General features: G+C 32.9%; 24 protein-coding genes. 13 read left to right on the forward strand and 11 right to left on the reverse strand.

All coding sequences use genetic code 11. The features are described 5' to 3' along the window. Nucleotides 1-9: 9 nt before the first annotated feature. From ruvX to AC4PRO_RS07115, 3 genes are read right to left on the reverse strand one after another with little or no spacing between them, the layout of a single operon-like run. Complete coding sequence (ruvX, locus tag AC4PRO_RS07105; protein ID WP_074722898.1) at nt 10-426, reverse strand: Holliday junction resolvase RuvX; 417 nt, start codon at nt 424-426, stop codon at nt 10-12. Nucleotide 427: 1 nt separating this feature from the next. After that, nucleotides 428-709: a type II toxin-antitoxin system RelE/ParE family toxin gene (locus AC4PRO_RS07110; protein WP_492116848.1), complete on the reverse strand. Its 282-nt coding sequence runs from the start codon at nt 707-709 to the stop codon at nt 428-430. Further along, entirely contained in the window at nt 699-932 is a 234-nt protein-coding gene (locus AC4PRO_RS07115; RefSeq protein WP_074722900.1) for a hypothetical protein, read from the reverse strand. The genes AC4PRO_RS07110 and AC4PRO_RS07115 overlap by 11 nt, the downstream gene beginning before the upstream one ends. 171 nt (nt 933-1,103) lie before the next feature. Here AC4PRO_RS07115 and AC4PRO_RS07120 point away from each other — a divergent pair, with 171 nt between their 5' ends. The 3 genes from AC4PRO_RS07120 to AC4PRO_RS07130 all read left to right on the forward strand — a co-directional run bounded on the left by AC4PRO_RS07120 (nt 1,104) and on the right by AC4PRO_RS07130 (nt 3,842). Further along, complete coding sequence (locus AC4PRO_RS07120) at nt 1,104-1,919, forward strand: 2,3,4,5-tetrahydropyridine-2,6-dicarboxylate N-succinyltransferase (protein ID WP_074722901.1); 816 nt, start codon at nt 1,104-1,106, stop codon at nt 1,917-1,919. Between the two features lie 92 nt (nt 1,920-2,011). Continuing rightward, nucleotides 2,012-3,058: a glycosyltransferase family 9 protein gene (locus AC4PRO_RS07125; RefSeq protein WP_492116849.1), complete on the forward strand. Its 1,047-nt coding sequence runs from the start codon at nt 2,012-2,014 to the stop codon at nt 3,056-3,058. Continuing rightward, nucleotides 3,048-3,842, forward strand: a complete 795-nt coding sequence (locus AC4PRO_RS07130; RefSeq protein WP_492116850.1) for a glycosyltransferase family 2 protein — start codon at nt 3,048-3,050, stop codon at nt 3,840-3,842. The genes AC4PRO_RS07125 and AC4PRO_RS07130 overlap by 11 nt, the downstream gene beginning before the upstream one ends. Here the strand turns inward: AC4PRO_RS07130 and AC4PRO_RS07135 are convergent. After that, nucleotides 3,839-4,603 carry a lipopolysaccharide kinase InaA family protein gene (locus tag AC4PRO_RS07135; protein WP_492116851.1) on the reverse strand — a complete coding sequence of 255 codons (765 nt, stop codon included), beginning with the start codon at nt 4,601-4,603 and terminating at the stop codon, nt 3,839-3,841. The two genes, AC4PRO_RS07130 and AC4PRO_RS07135, sit on opposite strands and share 4 nt — an antisense overlap. Nucleotides 4,604-4,606: 3 nt before the next feature. Beyond that, a complete protein-coding gene (locus AC4PRO_RS07140; RefSeq protein ID WP_492116852.1) occupies nt 4,607-5,260 on the reverse strand; it encodes a class I SAM-dependent methyltransferase in 654 nt (217 codons plus the stop codon). Nucleotides 5,261-5,525: 265 nt separating this feature from the next. On the opposite strand from AC4PRO_RS07140, the gene AC4PRO_RS07145 reads away from it, so the two are divergent. From AC4PRO_RS07145 to AC4PRO_RS07180, 8 genes are all read left to right on the forward strand, one after another. Then, entirely contained in the window at nt 5,526-6,320 is a 795-nt protein-coding gene (locus AC4PRO_RS07145) for a glycosyltransferase family 2 protein (RefSeq protein ID WP_492116853.1), read from the forward strand. Next, nucleotides 6,320-7,243, forward strand: coding sequence for a glycosyltransferase family 2 protein (locus AC4PRO_RS07150; RefSeq protein WP_492116854.1), 924 nt, complete (start codon nt 6,320-6,322; stop codon nt 7,241-7,243). Before AC4PRO_RS07145 ends, AC4PRO_RS07150 begins: the two co-directional genes overlap by 1 nt. Further along, the gene (locus AC4PRO_RS07155) at nt 7,240-7,803 is read left to right on the forward strand and encodes an L-threonylcarbamoyladenylate synthase (protein WP_492116855.1); all 564 of its coding nucleotides are present in this window, start codon (nt 7,240-7,242) and stop codon (nt 7,801-7,803) included. The genes AC4PRO_RS07150 and AC4PRO_RS07155 overlap by 4 nt, the downstream gene beginning before the upstream one ends. 43 nt (nt 7,804-7,846) lie before the next feature. Continuing rightward, complete coding sequence (locus tag AC4PRO_RS07160) at nt 7,847-8,221, forward strand: GxxExxY protein (RefSeq protein ID WP_492116856.1); 375 nt, start codon at nt 7,847-7,849, stop codon at nt 8,219-8,221. Between the two features lie 73 nt (nt 8,222-8,294). Then, nucleotides 8,295-9,710, forward strand: a complete 1,416-nt coding sequence (locus AC4PRO_RS07165; RefSeq protein WP_492116857.1) for a CCA tRNA nucleotidyltransferase — start codon at nt 8,295-8,297, stop codon at nt 9,708-9,710. 60 nt (nt 9,711-9,770) lie between these two features. Next, nucleotides 9,771-10,793 (forward strand): COX15/CtaA family protein, encoded by a 1,023-nt coding sequence (locus tag AC4PRO_RS07170; RefSeq protein ID WP_492116858.1) that lies wholly within the window; start codon nt 9,771-9,773, stop codon nt 10,791-10,793. 61 nt (nt 10,794-10,854) lie between these two features. Next, the gene (locus AC4PRO_RS07175; RefSeq protein ID WP_492116859.1) at nt 10,855-11,628 is read left to right on the forward strand and encodes a CDP-alcohol phosphatidyltransferase family protein; all 774 of its coding nucleotides are present in this window, start codon (nt 10,855-10,857) and stop codon (nt 11,626-11,628) included. Between the two features lie 219 nt (nt 11,629-11,847). Continuing rightward, a complete protein-coding gene (locus AC4PRO_RS07180) occupies nt 11,848-12,030 on the forward strand; it encodes a CsbD family protein (protein ID WP_074722911.1) in 183 nt (60 codons plus the stop codon). A 108-nt stretch (nt 12,031-12,138) separates the two neighbouring features. Here AC4PRO_RS07180 and AC4PRO_RS07185 read toward each other — a convergent pair whose 3' ends face one another. From AC4PRO_RS07185 to AC4PRO_RS07205, 5 genes are read right to left on the reverse strand one after another with little or no spacing between them, the layout of a single operon-like run. Then, nucleotides 12,139-12,894 carry a LytR/AlgR family response regulator transcription factor gene (locus AC4PRO_RS07185; RefSeq protein ID WP_492116860.1) on the reverse strand — a complete coding sequence of 252 codons (756 nt, stop codon included), beginning with the start codon at nt 12,892-12,894 and terminating at the stop codon, nt 12,139-12,141. A 48-nt stretch (nt 12,895-12,942) separates the two neighbouring features. Continuing rightward, a complete protein-coding gene (locus tag AC4PRO_RS07190) occupies nt 12,943-13,296 on the reverse strand; it encodes a 2TM domain-containing protein (RefSeq protein WP_492116861.1) in 354 nt (117 codons plus the stop codon). A gap of 15 nt (nt 13,297-13,311) precedes the next feature. After that, nucleotides 13,312-13,623, reverse strand: a complete 312-nt coding sequence (locus tag AC4PRO_RS07195) for a 2TM domain-containing protein (protein ID WP_074722914.1) — start codon at nt 13,621-13,623, stop codon at nt 13,312-13,314. 2 nt (nt 13,624-13,625) lie between these two features. Beyond that, nucleotides 13,626-14,963 carry a 2TM domain-containing protein gene (locus AC4PRO_RS07200; protein ID WP_492116862.1) on the reverse strand — a complete coding sequence of 446 codons (1,338 nt, stop codon included), beginning with the start codon at nt 14,961-14,963 and terminating at the stop codon, nt 13,626-13,628. A gap of 45 nt (nt 14,964-15,008) precedes the next feature. After that, a complete protein-coding gene (locus tag AC4PRO_RS07205; RefSeq protein WP_492116863.1) occupies nt 15,009-15,659 on the reverse strand; it encodes a hypothetical protein in 651 nt (216 codons plus the stop codon). A 172-nt stretch (nt 15,660-15,831) separates the two neighbouring features. On the opposite strand from AC4PRO_RS07205, the gene AC4PRO_RS07210 reads away from it, so the two are divergent. Both AC4PRO_RS07210 and AC4PRO_RS07215 read left to right on the forward strand, forming a co-directional pair. Continuing rightward, nucleotides 15,832-16,074 carry a hypothetical protein gene (locus tag AC4PRO_RS07210; RefSeq protein ID WP_492116864.1) on the forward strand — a complete coding sequence of 81 codons (243 nt, stop codon included), beginning with the start codon at nt 15,832-15,834 and terminating at the stop codon, nt 16,072-16,074. After that, entirely contained in the window at nt 16,067-16,363 is a 297-nt protein-coding gene (locus AC4PRO_RS07215) for a type II toxin-antitoxin system RelE/ParE family toxin (protein WP_492116865.1), read from the forward strand. The genes AC4PRO_RS07210 and AC4PRO_RS07215 overlap by 8 nt, the downstream gene beginning before the upstream one ends. Before the next feature lie 9 nt (nt 16,364-16,372). Here AC4PRO_RS07215 and AC4PRO_RS07220 read toward each other — a convergent pair whose 3' ends face one another. After that, nucleotides 16,373-18,532 carry a TonB-dependent receptor gene (locus AC4PRO_RS07220; protein ID WP_492116866.1) on the reverse strand — a complete coding sequence of 720 codons (2,160 nt, stop codon included), beginning with the start codon at nt 18,530-18,532 and terminating at the stop codon, nt 16,373-16,375. Nucleotides 18,533-18,712: the final 180 nt, after the last annotated feature.

The following is an 18,712-nucleotide window of genomic DNA, read 5'->3' on the forward strand; positions in this document are numbered from 1 at the left end:
GATGACACTTTAAAACATTTTTCGATTCAAATAATCCTGAAGCATTATTGTAGCAGAAATCTCATCAATAAGAGCCTTATTCATACGTTGCTTTTTTTTCATCCCACTATCGATCATGGATTGAAAAGCCATTTTTGAGGTAAAACGTTCGTCTACCCGAATCACCTTCATATCTGGAAAGTGATTGGTAAAATGTGTTACAAAACCTTTTATAATAGAAGCACTTTCTGAGGGTTGACCATTCATTTGTTTGGGCTCGCCAATAAGCACTGCTTCTACCTTTTCCTTAGAGAAATAATCTTTTAAAAAGGCAATCGCTGTTGCACTCGGAATAGTAGTTAGTCCTGACGCAATGATTTGCATTTCATCTGTCACCGCAATGCCGGTGCGTTTTTGTCCATAATCTATAGCAAGTACTCTAGGCATATTATAAGGAAGCTTTATGTTTAATGAAACCGAAAATAGAAACAAGGTTTGTTTCTGTTTCTATGAAATAAGTAATTATATAACCTTTAAAAACATAATCTCTTATATTTTCATCGTCAAAATAAATTGATTTTTTATAATGGAAAGGGGATTGTAAATCTTTTTTTAAGTTTAAAAGTAAATCCTTTTTAAACTTTCTAGCGGCAGCTGGTTTATCTCTCGAAATATAATCAACCTGATTGTTTAAGACAAACAAAAAATCATCTTGAAGTCTAATTTTCATATTTAGAAATTGTTTCTTCAAGTATAGCATCTACTTCTTCAATAGTATAAAATTTTGCCGTTCCATTTTTAATTTTAGAAAAAGAATTTTCTAATTTTTTTTTATTTTTATCAAAATCATCATCTTCACGAACAATTTTTAATTCTTCCGAAGAAAAAGAACTCAACAATTCTAAGATTTTATCCTTAATATCAGAATTAAATTCAAGTCTATAAATTTCCATGACACTTATTTTAATATACAAAGATAGCTAATTTATAGCTTTTAAATTTTATTTTAGTTCCAACTTTTGTAGTAACAAAAAGTCTAACCAAATAAATATGTAACATTTTCAAAGCATTTTGAGTTTTTGTTTTTGCTTTAAAAACATATCTTTGTTTAAAAATTATCATACATGAATTCATTACAAACAATTATAGAACAAGCTTGGGAAAACAGAGCTTTGTTACAAGAAGAAACGACTACAAAAGCCATTAGAGAAGTTATAGAATTATTAGACTCTGGTAAATTACGCGTTGCTGAACCAAAAGGAGATGCATGGCAAGTAAACGAATGGGTTAAGAAAGCAGTGGTAATGTATTTCCCGATCCAAAAAATGGAAACATGGGAAGCAGGGATTTTTGAATACCATGACAAAATGGAATTAAAGAAAGACTATGCTGCTAAAGGAATTCGCGTAGTTCCAGGAGCATCTGCTCGTTATGGTGCTTACATTTCAAGTGGCGTAATCATGATGCCAAGTTATGTAAACATTGGTGCTTATGTAGACGAAGGAACTATGGTAGACACTTGGGCAACAGTAGGAAGCTGCGCTCAAATAGGCAAAAACGTACATTTAAGTGGTGGAGTAGGAATTGGCGGCGTTCTTGAACCTTTGCAAGCAGCTCCGGTAATCATTGAAGACGGTGCTTTTATAGGTTCTCGTTGTATCGTTGTCGAAGGGGTACATGTTGGGAAAGAAGCTGTTCTTGGTGCCAACGTATGTTTGACTGCATCTACAAAAATTATTGACGTAACTGGTGATGAGCCAGTAGAGATGAAGGGTTTTGTTCCTGCTCGTTCAGTTGTGATTCCAGGAAGCTATACTAAAAAGTTTGCAGCAGGTGATTTTCAAGTTCCTTGCGCATTAATCATTGGTACTCGTAAGCCATCTACTGACTTAAAAACATCGTTGAATAACGCTTTACGCGAATATGACGTAGCGGTTTAAATTTATTTTGTAATAAAATATTATATTGTATATTCCTCCCTCAAAAAGGGAGGTTTTTTTATCTTATGAAAATACTAGTTATACAACAAAAAATGATCGGGGACGTATTGGTAAGTAGCATTATATGCAATAACCTCCGACTCGCCTATCCTGATGCGCAAATCGATTATTTGGTATATGAATCAACTACTCCTGTTTTAGAAGGCAATCTAAATATCGATACGATTATACGTTTTGAAGAAAAGCATAGAAAAAGCAAAAAAGAATTCCTTAATTTGGCTCTAGAAATCAGAGCCACTAAATATGATTTATTAATTGACGCCTATTCAAAATTGGAAAGTTGGTTGATTGTATTACTGAGTGGAGCCAAAAGAAAAATATCTTATAAGAAAAAAGGACGTACTTTTCTATACACTGATAATGTGCCATTTGAGGAATTTCCAAAAACGAATCTAGGACTAGCGATTGAAAGAAGATTGTCACTTCTGGAACCACTTCATTTATCAGTGAAAATTGATCCATTACCTAGATTATTTGTTACTCCGGAAGAAAATCAGCACGCTACTGCCCTTTTCGAAAAACATCAACTAATAAAAAACCGAAAAACAGTCATGATTAGCCTTTTGGGGAGTGAAAAATTGAAGACCTATCCATTAAACTATATGACATCCGTAATTGACACAATTGCAGACAATGCCGATGTTAATATTCTTTTTAATTATTTTCCAAAACAAATTAACGATGCTAAAATTGTTTTTAACAATTGTAAACCATCAACTAAGGAAAAAATATATTTTGATTTATTGGGTGGTGATTTGAGAGCATTTATTGGTGTGTTGAATCAATGCGATTTAATTGTAGGTAATGACGGCGGCTCCATAAATATGGCAAAAGCACTAGAAAAACCGTCTTTTATTATATTTTCTCCATGGATTGAAAAGAAAATCTGGGCCACATTAGAAGATGGCATCCATCACATGTCAGTACATTTAAATGATTACAAACCAGAATTGCTAGCGCAAAAAACAGAGAAAGAACTTAAACAGGATGCCCTTACCTTATATAAAGAATTTAAGCCTAGCTTATTTAAAGATAAACTAAAGTCTTTTCTATTAAAGAATCTATCAAATGACAATTAATAGAAATACAAACGAAATAGCTACCAAAAAAACATTTCTGAGTGCATTAATTATCACCTATAATGAGGAGCACAATATAAAAAACGTTTTAAGCGACTTGGACTTTGCCGATGAGATAATTGTCGTGGATTCATTTAGCACGGACGAAACCATAGCAATAGCAGCAACTCATAAAAATGTAAAAGTAGTACAACACCATTTTGAAAATTTTGCTGCCCAAAGAAATCATGCCATTAGTTTAGCAAATCATTCCTGGATTCTTTTTTTGGATGCCGACGAAAGACTTACAGCTGAGCTAAAAAAAGAGATCATTAAAACCATTCATCAAAAAGAGGCTGCTGTGGCTTACTATTGCTGCCGCACTTTTATGTTCAAAAACACTAAGCTGCAGTTTAGCGGATGGCAAACAGATAAAATTATCAGACTTTTCAACAAAGAAAAAGCCCAATATGATTTAGCAAAAATTGTTCATGAAAAATTAACAGTTAACGGAAAAACCGGCAAACTAAAAAATAGACTAATTCATTATTCGTATCGCAGTTACAGCGATTACAAACAAAAGATGAATACTTACGGAAAATTAAAAGCAATCGAAGAATTTAACAAAGGAACAAAACCTACTTTTTTTCATTTTTACGCGAGACCCGTATACCAATTTTTGTATCAATATATTATGAGAATGGGAATTCTGGATGGTAAAAAAGGGATTATTATTTGCTATCTAAACTCCTACAGTGTTTTTGTTCGTTTTCAGGAATTAAAAAAAATCCGCTTAAATAACTAAGATTTCCAAAACTTCAACTTCTTTTTCAACCTGCGTTTTCTAGCAAATTCGTCTTGAAATTGAACCGTAAACTGCCACATTTTTTCAAAAACTGCAGTTTCACTTTCTGAATAATATTTAGAATACTCATTACTCATGATAACAATCATTTCTTTCTTTGGCGTAAGCCTACTAAAATTTTTCATTCTCATTTCAAAATCCATAGTTTCATGAAAATTCATCCGGTTTAAATCCACTAAATAAAAACTGTAGGTATCATTTTGTCCTTTCTTAATCAATGTGTTTCCAGGCGAATGGTCTAAGAATTCAATTCCTTTTTGATGCAAATCGAAAGTGAATTTGGTAAACTGTCTTAAAATGTTGTCGTGATCTGGATAATCAGGAACTTCTACTAATTCTCTAAAAGTAAGATCAGCCTGCAAATGCTCACTAACATAATAACTATCTAGTAATCCTAAGTTGTTAAAATTTTCAAAATAAGCCAATGGTTCTGGAGTTCCAATCCCTTTTTCTAACAAAATAGTGGCATATTCGAAAGAACGTTTCGCTTTAGATTTTCTAAAATATTTGTATGCAATTTTATTGACAATATTGGGAATCTTAAACGACTTTACATTAATAGTACTCCCATTTAAATCAAAAAGCTTGATAATGTTTCTGCTTCCACCAAACAACAATCGACCTTTACTAGCAAATAAATTCACTAGCGCTACAATTTCATCTTTATTTGTATTAAAGTTTTTATTAAAAGTATTATGCATTTTTTATTTACGTTTTAAGCCAGCAACTGTCGCATATTGATGAATTCTAATGTCCATTTGGGTAAATAGCGTTAAGATATTAAAAAGTATCGGTTTTATCGACTTGGTTAAATTTATCCCTTCGTGAATTAAGACTTGATAGCCCAATTCTTCGTACATTCTTTTAATACTCTTACCTGTAAAAAAGCGTAAATGTGTCTTATCCATTATCCCATACTCTTCATATTTCCAATCTTTCATAAATACAACTTTCATAAAAGATCGATAAAACCTAACATTGGGAATGGAACTTATGACCACTCCATCAGGAGATAACTTTGACTTAAGTAGCTCCAAAACAGCATAAGGATCTACTAAATGCTCCAAAACGTCATTAAAATAAATTACGTCAAAATAATTTTCAGGCAGATTCTCAATATGCTTTTCACAATTACCAATAAAAACTTTATGTAAAACGGACTGAGCGATAAGGGCTTCTTCTTCCATCAATTCAATTCCCCACACTTCTGCATTATTTTTTTCCATTACAATGGAAGCAAAAGCCCCATTGCCACAACCTATATCAATAATTTTTTTTGCATTTTGTGGAAGAAATTTTAACATCTCTTTCCGAACATTATCATAGTAACCTTGCGGCTTATTGTCGTAATATTTCATTTAAATCGGGTTCATTTATTTATAAATGCAATGTTATTGCTACGTTTTAGATCGTAAATATAAAAAAAAAACTAAGTTTTCATTTAAAAATTTGCTTAGATAATTAAAAAATCAATTCAAGCACAATCCTGAACCAACCTTTTGGTACGATGCCTCAAGCACATATATACTATGAAACCAAGCTGCGATCAAATTAGATTTATAAATGTATGTATAGCTTTCAAGACTTCAAAAATTTAATGTAATTTTGCTTAAATTTATACTTATGTTATACCCAAGCTGTACATTAATCGCTCCCACATATAATTGGCCAGAGGCTCTCGAATTGTTGCTCCTTAGCATTCTTAATCAAACCATTTTGCCAAATGAAGTTATCATTGCTGATGACGGATCAAAATCTGACACAAAAGAACTTGTAGAAAAATTTCAAGAAAAATTTCCAATTCCATTACGATATATTTGGCACGAAGATTTAAAAAATAGAAAACCTGCGATTATGAACAAAGGCATAGCAGCCGCTAATTATGATTATATCATTGAGATTGATGGAGATATCATTATGAATAGGTACTTTATTGAAGACCATCTTGCATTTGCCCAAGAGGGACACTATTTATTTGGTTCAAGAGTAAATATTCAAAAATATTTTCTGGGAAAACTGTTTTCTGAAAAAATAATCAATTTTAATTTTCTATCGCAAGGAATAAAAAAAAGAACTCGGACAATAAGAATTCCTAGTTTAATGACTTTTGCAAAAACCGTTCACAGCAGATCATCTAAACTTAGAGGTTGCAATATGTCATTCTGGAAAAAAGATTTCGTTAAAATAAACGGCTTTAATGAAGAATTAGTAGGATGGGGAATTGATGATTCTGAAATGATTCAAAGACTACACAATATTGGAATTAAAGGAAAAAGACTAAAATATGCAGGAATAGCTTATCATATTTATCATCCTGAACAATCTAAAAGTCATATTGAGATTAATACCGAAATTGAAAGGCAAACAACTGAAAATAAACTTACTTTTATTAAAAAAGGAATTAATCAATATTTATAATGTTCGACATAGCCCTACTTTTAATAAATTATAATACAAGTGAGCACAGTATCAACTGCATAAAATCGATAATTGAAAAAACTTCAAAAAAAAATAATTATCAAATCATAATAACTGACAATTGCTCTGAATATGACGATTACCTGAAGCTAAAAACATTTTGTGACACAATAGACTATCCAAACTTACTCTTGAACAGAAGTAGGCAAAACACTGGATTTGGCGGAGGAAATATGTTTGGCGTACAATTTGCAAATGCAAAATATTTAGCCTTTTTAAACAATGATACTATACTAAAGAATGACTGCTTATCAATTTTAAAAAAGGCTTTGGATACTAATCCAAAAATAGGACTTGCTGGTGCACAAGCTTACAAAGGTAACGGAGATTTCATGATATCAATCGACCATTTTGCCTCACCTGTGCGAGAAATAATTGGGCGAGGATTTTTAGAACTAATTAACCCAAAAAAATTTCCAAAGAGAAAGAAAAAATATCTAGAACAGGTACAAGTAAATTTCATACCAGGTAGTTTTATGTTCATAAGAGCAGAAGACTTTAACATGGTAGGGGGATTTGATACCAATATTTTTCTTTATTATGAAGAGACTGACCTTTGCATGAGACTAGCTAAAATATCAAAATATGCCTATTTAATTCCTGAAGCAGAATTCACCCATTTTCACGGAGTGAGTACAGGAAAATCATTGAACATTAAAAAAGAATTAAAAATTTCTTTACTCTACATAATTAGAAAACATTACGGTTTTTTTGCACACAAAACAGTACTTATTTTCCTAATCAGTAAATATTTTTTCAGTAGTATTTTAAAACCAAAAAACTGGTCATTATTCTTCCTGCTTTTAAGCGGAGCTCCATTATCAAAATCGTTAAAAACAAAACAAAAAATCGTAAGTTCATGATCAACGAAGAAGTCCACAACGCCTACGAAATAATAAAGGAAGGCGGAATAATCCTCTACCCCACAGACACCGTATGGGGAATTGGCTGTGATGCAACTAACCCAGACGCTGTTGCCAAAATTTTCAAGCTTAAAAAAAGAGTAGAAACCCAAAGCATGATTGTGTTGATGAATGGGGAAAGAATGATGTACAACGTCTTTAAAGATATTCCAGAAGTGGCTTGGCAAATAATGGACTTATCTGAAAATCCTACCACTATAATCCTGGATAAGCCTAGAAATGTAGCGCCAAATTTAATCGCTCCTGACAATACTTTGGGAATCCGAATTGTAAAAGAGCCCTTCTGTTTCAAATTACTGGAAAAGATGAAAAAACCATTAGTTTCTACTTCAGCAAATATTTCAGGGCAACCTACTCCAAAAAGTTTTAAAGAAATCAGCCCTGAGATTATAAAAGGTGTAGACTATGTTGTAAATTTGCACCGCGATAAAATTGCGGGGAAACCGTCCACAATCATTAAATTAACGAATGATAGTCAGGTTAAAGTAATCCGAAAATAGGAAAGGCCACGAATTCACTAATTTTTTTTTAAAATTTATTATTATGAGTGATCTTGTTTATAAAGAGGAAAGCTTTCAGATCGTTGGAATTCTATTTGAAGTACATAATAATTTAGGTGGGGGATTTTCTGAAATAGTCTATAAAGATGCGTTAGAATATGAATTGCGAAATTTAAAAATTCCTTTCGAAAGAGAAAAAGAATATGTTGTTCATTATAAAAACACCGTTTTAAATCATAAGTTCTATGCAGATTTTGTATTATTCGATAAAATTATTATCGAATTAAAATCATGTGAAAAACTAGATCCCAAACACACCGCTCAGTGTATTAATTATCTAAAAGTATCAACAAATAAATTAGCCATTTTAGCTAATTTTAATAATAAATCTCTTGAGTACAGAAGAATAATTTTATAAAACTCAAGAATAAATTTGTGTCATAAGAAGCATTTTAAAAAATATAATTTGTGAATTCGTGGCAAAAAATACTATGAACTACAAACAAGCATTAAATAATAAAATTTTCGAAGTCATTTCAGAAGCTTCCCAAGAACTAAACGTTGATAGTTACGTAATTGGAGGTTTTGTAAGAGACTTAATTTTAGAACGAGATTTTAAAAAAGACATCGATATTGTTGCCGTTGGTAGCGGAATCGAATTGGCTTTAAAAGTTTCTCAACTACTTCCAAAACAACCCAAAGTACAGGTTTTCAAAACGTATGGCACTGCGATGCTTCGTTTTGAAGATACAGACATTGAATTTGTTGGCGCAAGAAAAGAATCTTACCATTTTGAAAGTCGGAATCCCGTTGTAGAAAATGGAACGCTTGAGGATGATCAAAATCGTCGTGATTTCACCATTAATGCGCTTGCATTATCATTGAACTTGCATAATTTCGGAGTGCTGTCAGATCCTTTTGGAGGACTGAATGATTTAGAAAATAAGATTCTTAGAACTCCTCTTGATCCAGACATCACTTATTCTGATGATCCTTTACGAATGTTGAGAGCTATTCGTTTTTCTAATCAATTGGGCTTCGAAATAGAAGCAAAATCATTCCAGTCCATTGCGAAAAATGCAGAACGTATTAAAATTATTACGGGAGAACGTATCGTTGACGAACTAAATAAAATCTTATCTACAGACAAACCTTCTACAGGATTTCTATTGCTATACAAAACGGGGCTTTTAGACATTATCTTACCTGAATTGACGGCTTTGAACCAAGTAGAAGAAATAGAAGGTCAAACTCATAAAAATAACTTTTACCATACCCTGGAGGTCGTAGACAATATATGCCCGAATACTGATGATGTTTGGTTGCGCTGGGCTGCTTTATTGCACGATATAGGAAAAGCACCAACCAAACGTTTCAACAAAAAACAAGGATGGACTTTCCACGGACATGAGTTTCTTGGTGGAAAAATGGTCAAAAAAATATTTGAACGCTTGCACATGCCGTTAAACCAAAAAATGAAATTTGTTCAAAAAATGGTCATGATGAGCTCGCGTCCCATTGTTTTATCACAAGAAACGGTTACAGATTCTGCTGTACGTCGTTTGGTTTTTGATGCTGGAGAAGACGTAGAGAACTTAATGACCTTGTGCGAAGCGGACATTACCACTAAAAACCCAAGTAAATTCAAGAAATACCATAGTAATTTTGAAATTGTTCGAAAGAAAATTGTAGAGGTAGAAGAGCGTGATCATGTTCGAAAATTCCAACCACCAATAACTGGAGAGGAGATTATGGCAATTTTCGACCTTAAACCTTCAAAAGAAATAGGAATGCTAAAGGAAGCGATTAAGGAAGCCATATTAGAAGGTGAAATTCCAAATGATTATGATGCTGCTTATGGGTTCATGATGAAAAGAGCTCAAAAAATGGGCTTAATCAAAGTTTAACGATTGTTGAGTTAAGGATTGTTAAAATTTAAAATATCTTTACCAAAATTAGTTTCAAAAATGAAAAAAGAGAATAGATCTGTCATTATTTGGTTATTATCCGGTTGCGTATTATTGTTTTTAATGGTTACCGTAGGCGGAATTACAAGATTGACTAATTCTGGCCTATCAATGACCGACTGGCATTTAGTTACAGACACTTTTCCCCCATTAACAGAAGCTAAATGGCAACAAGCATTTGATGAATACAAGAAGTTTCCTGAATATCAAAAAATCAATATTCACAATGACTTTCAACTTTCTGATTATAAGTTCATCTATTTTTGGGAATGGTTTCACCGCTTTATAGGTCGTATTATCGGATTGGTATTTATAGTTCCATTCTTTTATTTTTTAATTAAAAAGAAACTGGATAAAGCAACAATAAACAAATGCATCGTCCTTCTAGGAATGGGTGCTTTTCAAGGTTTTTTAGGATGGTTTATGGTTCGAAGCGGCTTGATTAACAATCCAGATGTGAGTCATTTTAGACTAGCGCTACATCTAACTTTTGCCTTTATTACCTTTGCATATACTTTTTGGGTAGCCTTAGATTTACTCTATCCTGTTCGAAAAAACAGTCTACAAACTTTAAAAACTATAGCAAGATATGCTTTAGCATTTTTATTAATCCAAATTGTTTATGGTGGTTTTGTTGCAGGTTTAAATGCAGGATTAATTCACAATCATTGGCCCATGATGAGTGATGGCCAATTCATCCATGACAGTGTTTTTCTAGAACAAAAAAACTTACTATTAAGCTTTACGGAAGGTAAAAGTGGCGTGCAATTTATCCACCGAACCTTAGCTTATGTTGTGGTAGGATTTATGTTTTTACTTTACGTTAAAAGCAGAAAATTCACTTTAAACCTTGCCCAATCCCGAGGAATAAACCTACTTTTAATACTCGTTTTTGTACAATTTGTTTTAGGCGTTTTTACTCTTTTGTATGGCGTTCCATTGTGGCTAGGATTAACACATCAAATCAATGCTTTTTTCCTTTTATCGGCGATGACATTTACTTTACATAGGTTGTCAAAATAACAACTTATCACTATATTTACCTTTGACTATATTGTCACATTTCTATTTGTTCCTATAAAAAATGTCTAAACTTGCTGCGCAAGATAGCTTCCTTGACCTATCAGATTACGGAAGACCCTTTGGAAAAATGCTCGCGAATCGATTAAAAAATACGCGATTCACGCCTATCCATGTCACACTTCTTTTTGGTATATCCGGACTAATTGCGATTTACTGTATTTTGGAAAACCACTTTTACTTAGCTGGATTTTTCATCATTTTAAAATCAGGTATCGATGCTGCCGATGGCGAACTTGCACGCTTAAAAAACACACCTTCCTACACCGGAAGATACCTCGACAGCGTTTTTGATATCATCTTAAACTTCCTTTTTTTGAGTGCAATTTGCTACGTTTCAAACACCTCTTTTCTGCTCACTTTAGGCGCTTTTTTCTGCATTCAATTACAAGGAACCTTATACAATTACTACTATGTTATTTTGAGAAATAAATCGGTAGGGGGAGATAAAACTAGCAAGATTTTCGAATACAAATCACCAAGGGCTTTAGCCGGTGAAACTCAAAAATCAGTCGATATTTTATTCAAAATTTACACAGTCGTTTACGGAGGGTTTGACAAGATCATTCATACTTTAGACAATAGTGCCTACAAGGTAAAAACATTTCCAAACTGGTTTATGACTTTCGTTTCCCTGTATGGATTAGGTTTCCAATTACTGCTGATTTCGTTGATGTTAGCAATGGATTATATCGAGTATATTGCTCCTTTTTTTATTGGATATTCTTTTCTTATATTTATCCTAATAGGCATAAGAAAATCCTTTTTCAAGGTTTAAAAACGGCGATAGATAAAATCTATATTACAACAAAAATAAACTATTAATCAGAACTTTACGTTAATCAACCTACCATATTAGTTTAAATAAACCAACCAACTAGTTAAATTCCAAAATGCAATTATTCTATAACAATTTCACCGAATTATATAACACTTTTTCTTTTACTTTTTTTGAACTTTGCAATAGATGTTTTATTAACTATTAAACTATACAATTATGCCGAACTCAGAAGAAATTAAAGGAAACTGGAATGAAATGAAAGGTAAATTAAAACAAAAATTTGCCGACCTTACCGATGATGATTTGTTATTTGAAGAAGGAAAAGAAGATGAAATGTGGGGAAAGCTACAACAAAAATTAGGAAAGACTAAAAAAGAAATTAAATCATTATTTGAATAATTTCGAGTTTTAGACCCACTAAAAACTGTTCTGGAAAAATGCTTTTTATTTTATTCAAAATGAAATGAAAATGCAGTTTTTCGAAACAGTTTTTTTTGTGTTTTTTCGCTACCCAATCCACACTTTAAAATCAGCTACTTTTTCTCTACTTACAACAACCTCATCTTCTCCATAAGAAGGCAGAGTAATTTTTAATCTAGAATTGCTATAGACCACAATTTCCTTAATTGCTTTCATCGGAATTATAAATTTTCGGTTGATTCTATAAAACTCTTTTGTGTCTAATTCTTGTTCTAATACTTCTAAAGTTGATTCAATAAGGTAATTTCTATTGTCGAATGTATGAATATAAGTTCCTTTGTTTTCGCTAAAAAAGCATTCGATTTCTTCAATCGAAATGACTTTCAAATATTGCCCAATTTTTACCGTAAACCTTTTTTTGAATTCTTTCTCAAAAGGATTCCCAAGCATTTTTTTAATCTCTTCAAAATGCAATTGCAACTTTTCTTTTTTAGGCAATCGTTCTTTAAATTTCGAAACAGCTTGCTCCAGATCGTCTTCGTCAATTGGTTTTAAAAGATAATCTATACTGTTTAATTTAAAGGCTCGTAAAGCAAATTCATCATAGGCCGTTGTAAAAATTACAGCGCTCTTAATTTCGACTTTTTCAAAAATTTCAAAGGATAATCCGTCGGATAATTGAATGTCTAAAAAAATCAAATCTGGATGTTCATTTTTAGAAAACCAATCGATGGCTTCTTCAACCGAATGGAGCATCACTCCTACTTCAATTTTTTGTTTTTCGAGCTTTCTTTGCAACAGTCTTGCGGCTGGTTTTTCGTCTTCAATTATAATAGTTGTCATCTACTGTGGTCTTATGATTTTTAAAATTATTGTTTTATTTTTTTAACGTTACTCCCATTTATCCCCTTTATCTTTATCCATAAATTGTTGAATTTTCTTTTCTTCCCAATCAGATCCAAAAAACAAATCTCTTCCAAAAACCGAAAATCCATGTGCCAATAAACCCATTCCCCAAAATAAAGCAGTACTCCATGTTTCCCAACTCCAAAATTCAACAGCGTTAAAAAGATCTCTATTAGATCTAGAAATGATTATAACAGTATTCACCAAAACATATACCAGCGCATGAACATAAAAACTCTTTATTCTCTTTACGCGCTTGTAAGCCATGTTATATTGTTGATCAGCGCTGTTTCCAAATTCCTGATAATTTTCGTCCCTTCTTCTTCTAATTCTTCCCATGATTTTTTATTTTACTTATTTGTAATTATTTTGTTTTCGAGTTTCTTGTTCTTCCTCCATCAACTCTTTTATTTTCTGTTCTTCCCAATCCTGGTTGAAAAAAGGTAAATAATTGAACACTTTCATACCGTGAATGATTACACCTATTCCCCATCCTAATAGTGGCCAGTAGAACCATAGATGATCTGGTGATGTCCATAAATTAAGTGCTAAAAGCCCTAAATTGACAAATACATATGATGATAAATTACCGTAGAATCCTTTAATTTTATCTACTCTATTTTTCGCTTTGAAGTAACGCTCCTTTTGTTGATATGTGTTTTCCATAATTACTGCCATTTTTTATTTGTAGACTGTTTTTCTAGAATCTCTTTGATTTTGCGCTCTTCCCAGTTCGAACTGTACCCAAAGACTTTCAAAGCATGCATCGTTAATCCAAAACCCCAACCCAAAGCGGAAAACCAGAACCAATGAAATTGTGGCGAAAATTTGAGATTAATAAATATTAAGAACGGAATTACACAGCAGTACGAAATCAAGTTTCCATAAAAGCCTTTCAGTTCTTCGACTCGCTTTTTAGCTCTGTAGTAAGCGTTATTTTCACTATAATCGATAGCTGTTTCCATAACTGAAATTTGTTTTGTTAAAATAGGTATTCTTACTGTAAATGTCTTCTCATCTTGCTCGATCATCACTTTTCTATTCGTGATAATTGCATAACGGCTAATGATATTTTGCAACCCTACTCCTCGACGATCTTGTAATACTTCTTTCTTTTGATAATCATTTTGAACCACCAAATATCCATTTTCTATGTCAATTCTAATTTGCAATGGTTTTTGGGCACTTACTACATTATGCTTAACCGCATTTTCTAGTAATAATTGTAACGAAAGTGGCACCACTCTAGCTTCTGTATTAATATTACTCGCTAATAACTTATAATCTACGCTATCTTCAAATCTCATTTTCAGTAAGTTCATATAAGTCTTGGCAAAATCCAATTCTTCCTCTATAGAAACTAACTCTTTATCCTTTTGCTCTAGTACATATCGATATACCTTAGACAAGGAGGTCGTAAAACGTTGCGCATTATCAGGGTTTTCCTCTATCAAAGAGCTCAAAACATTTAAACTATTAAAAAGAAAATGCGGATCGATTTGATTTTTTAAGCTTTCGAATTTTGCTGATGCTGTTCCTGCGATGATTTTTTGCTCTTTTACCCTGTTTTCATTGTACGCTTTGTAGAAATAAAGCGAATGAATCCCTAGCAGAACAACAAACGAAACTATTGATGCCACAATATAGTTTGAAGGTTTTTCGTCTATAAAAAAGTCATTAAATGTCCTGTTTTCAATTACTACATCTTGAAAAATACGTAATAAAAATATTACAAATAAAGTAAGGAAAAATGAACTTGAGAACCCTACAATCACTCTTTTTAAACTGTACTTGTCATTTTCAAAAAACGAATCTAAAAAAATATAAAGGGTCGCATTAGCATAATACAAAACCATTCCATAAAGCATGGTGTATAAAAAATTAACCTTTAAATGATTATCAAAAGTGACAACGCCTCCGTTGAGAGCTGGAATTATTGTTAAAACAATAAATATTACTATCGAAATTATTAAAGCTCGTGGAAATTCCCTTAAAAATGTATTCATATACCTATTTTATTAACATTAAAAATTTCACTTTCACCTTTATTCTTATTTACAATTTCTCTGAGCTACTAAGGCTCTGTCTAATCCCCAACTTGGAGAAAAAGCTGTTTCAGGTTGAAAAGTACTAAAAAGTCCAATGGCTTTATCTATTTGAGCACACATTGGCTTGGTATCTCTTCCCCAAAATTTAGCTCCACCAATCTCAAATTCAGCTTTTGAGAAAACCACTCTAGGATTATTAGGGGCAATAGCTTCGGCTTTTGCATAGAGTTCCATGGTTGAACCAGATAATTTCTGTCCGTTTGTCATTGGGTCATATACAATCCAGGCGGTGTTGATCATGGCCTGCATCACATAAAGCTCAGCATTATTCTGGTCTTTTACCATTTCAGTGTCTAAAGCAGTTTGTGCTTTCGAAAGTAATACTTTTATTTTTTCTTTGTCTTTAGTTCCAAAGGCAGAAGTCGTATTGACTAATGCTACATAGTAATTAGGCAACCAAGTAGTTGTTTCTACTGCTGCAATTCTTTCGAATAAATCCGAAGCTTCCGTGTTTTTTCCTTCTTTCCAAAGTCCGAAGGCTTTTCCCATTCCTTGTTCAAATTGTCCTCCTGTTGCTGGAGTTACGGCTTGTTGCCCTTGAGCTGAAAGGAATGTAATTACAAATAGTGCGAATGCGGTGATTAATTTAGTCATGACTTCTAGTTTTAAGATTGATTTTTTTATTGATGATTGAAACACTGTTAATTTCTATTTCAAAAGTAATACTGTTTTTATTCTAATTAAATTTAATAATACTGAACTGTCGGTTTTTGAGGATGAGTTGTAGTTAAATGATTTTTTTTGTAATTTTGATAAAAACATCGTCATGAGTACAGCTGAAATAAAACTAAAACTATTCCGAGAAATCGACAAATTGGACCAATCCAAATTGGAACAAGTTTATGGCTTGCTTTTTAATTTTCTAAATAAAGAAAATGACACCGAAGAATGGAATTCATTATCGCAAATGCAACAAAGTGGTTTATTAGAAGCTATTGAAGAATTGGATTCATCAGAAGGTATTGACCATCAATCCATCATAGACAAATTTAGAAAAAAGTATGCGTAAAAGCATCAAATGGTCGTCTCTTGCAGAAGATGATTTAACAAAAATCCTTGATTATTTAGAAATTCGATGGAATAAAAATGTATGCACTAAATTCATCAATAAATTAGATTTCTGCATTGATTTAATTCTAAAAAACCCAAAGCAATTTCCTTTTATAAATAAAGATTTCCAGATAAGAAAATGTATCATAACTAAACAAAATACGCTTTATTATAGAGAAAATAATTCAAGGATAGAAGTGTTGCGCCTTTACGATACAAGACAAAACCCAGATTCCCTACAATTGTAATTACCCACTTTACAAATTCTTCAACTGATTGTCCTTTTTGTCTTTACTGATCGTCCAAAAGAAACCGACGAAAAAGAAGCGATCTGCTGTGGGTGTAATTGCCCTTCTATTATAAATTCCATTTACATCTGGGTTTTTGGCATAATCGTATCCGTAGACATTCTGCGTTCCTAATACATTTGAAACTGAGAAATACAGAATTTTTTGTGGGCTAATTAAGTACGCCCAATTGAAACTTAAATTGTTGTAGACTTTTGTTTTTCCGTTCATGAATTGGGTTTCATTTGGATTGTTGTAAGGACGTCCTGAACTAAACGAATTTGTAAAACCCACTTGCGAGCGCCAGTCTGTAATGAAATATTTAGTCACTAATGACAAAGTGTGATTGGCTACAAAACTGAGCGTAACTGCAGTTGGAAAATTTTTATAATCTCTTTTAGTATCAATAAACGAATACGAAAGCCAGTATTCTAGATTTTTGATGGTTTTTCCATCTCGCCAAAAAATATCCAATCCTTTGGCGTAAGCCGATCCTTCATTATTGAAAACCGAGTTGTAGGCAATCGCTTGGGTATCGTATTTCACTAAATTACTATACTTTTTATAATAGGCCTCGGCTCTAAAAGTTTGATTTTCCTTGCTGTATTGAAAATTCAGAATGTAATGCGATGCTTTCTCACTTTGAAACTGATGGTAATTGGAATATTTAATATAATCGACCGAAGGACTTTGAGAAAAATCGCCGTAGGCAATAGAAAACTGGCTATTCTTGGCCACTTTGTAGGCCATTGAGATTCGTGGCGAAATGGTACTTTCAGCCAATAAATCATTGTAAGAAGCTCTTAAACCAACTTTGGCTACTAGTTTTTTAGAAAATAAAATATCCGCTTCGGTGAAGGCTGCGGCAATATTAGAATTGTAGCCGTTTGTTTTAGTTATACCTAAATTGGGTACGAAATTTTCATCGAATTTAGATATGAAATAGTCGCCACCAACCAATAACTTAAAATAATTAGAGAAGTTCTTCTTTATTTTTAATTTTAAATGCGCTGCGTTTTCGTCATTATTAACGTTGTCTAAATCCAATCCTATTTGGTTTTTACTGTATCCATAGCTCATACCAGTCACCACTTGCCAACCAGTACCAAAACGACCGTTGTATGATGTATTGAAATAGAAATTATTATTGTTTAAATCCACACGAATTTTCTCAGGACCATTTATATTTTCTTGATTGATATCCATTTTTGAAGAGTCGAATGCGGCGTATACTTTCAAGATTCCGTTGTTGAAGTTATAGCGATAGACCGATTCACCAGACAAAGATTGAAACGGACTATTCCAGTCCAGATTTTGAGGAATAGCGGCTTGATAAGGTGCTAAATTGATATAAGAAGCGTTTAGGCTAAGCGAGCTCTTTTTCCATTTTTGGGTATTTCCTAATCCTAATCCAACGGTCATTAAGGAAACTTCGGTTTTGTTTTGATCGGGATTATCTTCTGTATTTAAGAGTAAAACGCTGGACAGTGCTTCCCCATATTCGGCTGAAAAACCACCGGTTGAAAAGGCGATTCCACTGAACAAAAACGGAGAAAAACGTCCGCGTGTAGGCACATTTCCGATGGTAGCGTTGTAAGGTTGTGCTACTCTTATTCCGTCAACAAAAGTTTGGGTTTCATTGGCCTCGCCCCCACGAACAAAAAGTCGACCGTCCTCGCCTACGCTTTGCGTTCCGGGTAAGGTTTGTAGTGCAGCAATTATATTTCCTGCTGAACCTGCAGTAGTTACGATATCTAAGGGTTTGAGGACAGAAACTCTTGCTTTGTCCCCAGACTCCATAGTTCCAGCCGAAATTACTACTGCGTCAAGCGTATTGCTACTTTCTTTTAAAACGATGGTTTTGTCTTGAAAATTAGCGACATCAATTGTTACTTTAAAGCTTTCATAAACCAGAAAACTAGCGATTAGGATTTGACTTCCGGTTGTGGTGGTGGTAAACGAAAATTGTCCGTTTTCGTTTGTAGTAGCACCATCGTAGGTACCATCAATATAAATGTTAGCCCCCGCGATGGGTTTTCCTTTTTTATCGAGCGTTTTTCCTGAAATGGTGGTTTGAGAAAATGCGCTTGCAGCAAAAAATAAAATAATAAATGTTATGATTGATTTCATGTGGTTTGATTTTGATAGTCCAAATGTATTTCGATTATCTGCTTTTAAAAACTTAAAGAAACTGAACTGTTGAAATATGAGGATGAGTTGTGGTACTTTTAATTTTGGTTTATATTTACATCCAATCGCAAAAGGTTACGGAGGCGGTTTGCATGAGGGATAGCAGTGAAAATCCTCTCT

This window comes from Flavobacterium sp. DW-iso2 (genome assembly GCF_058725285.1).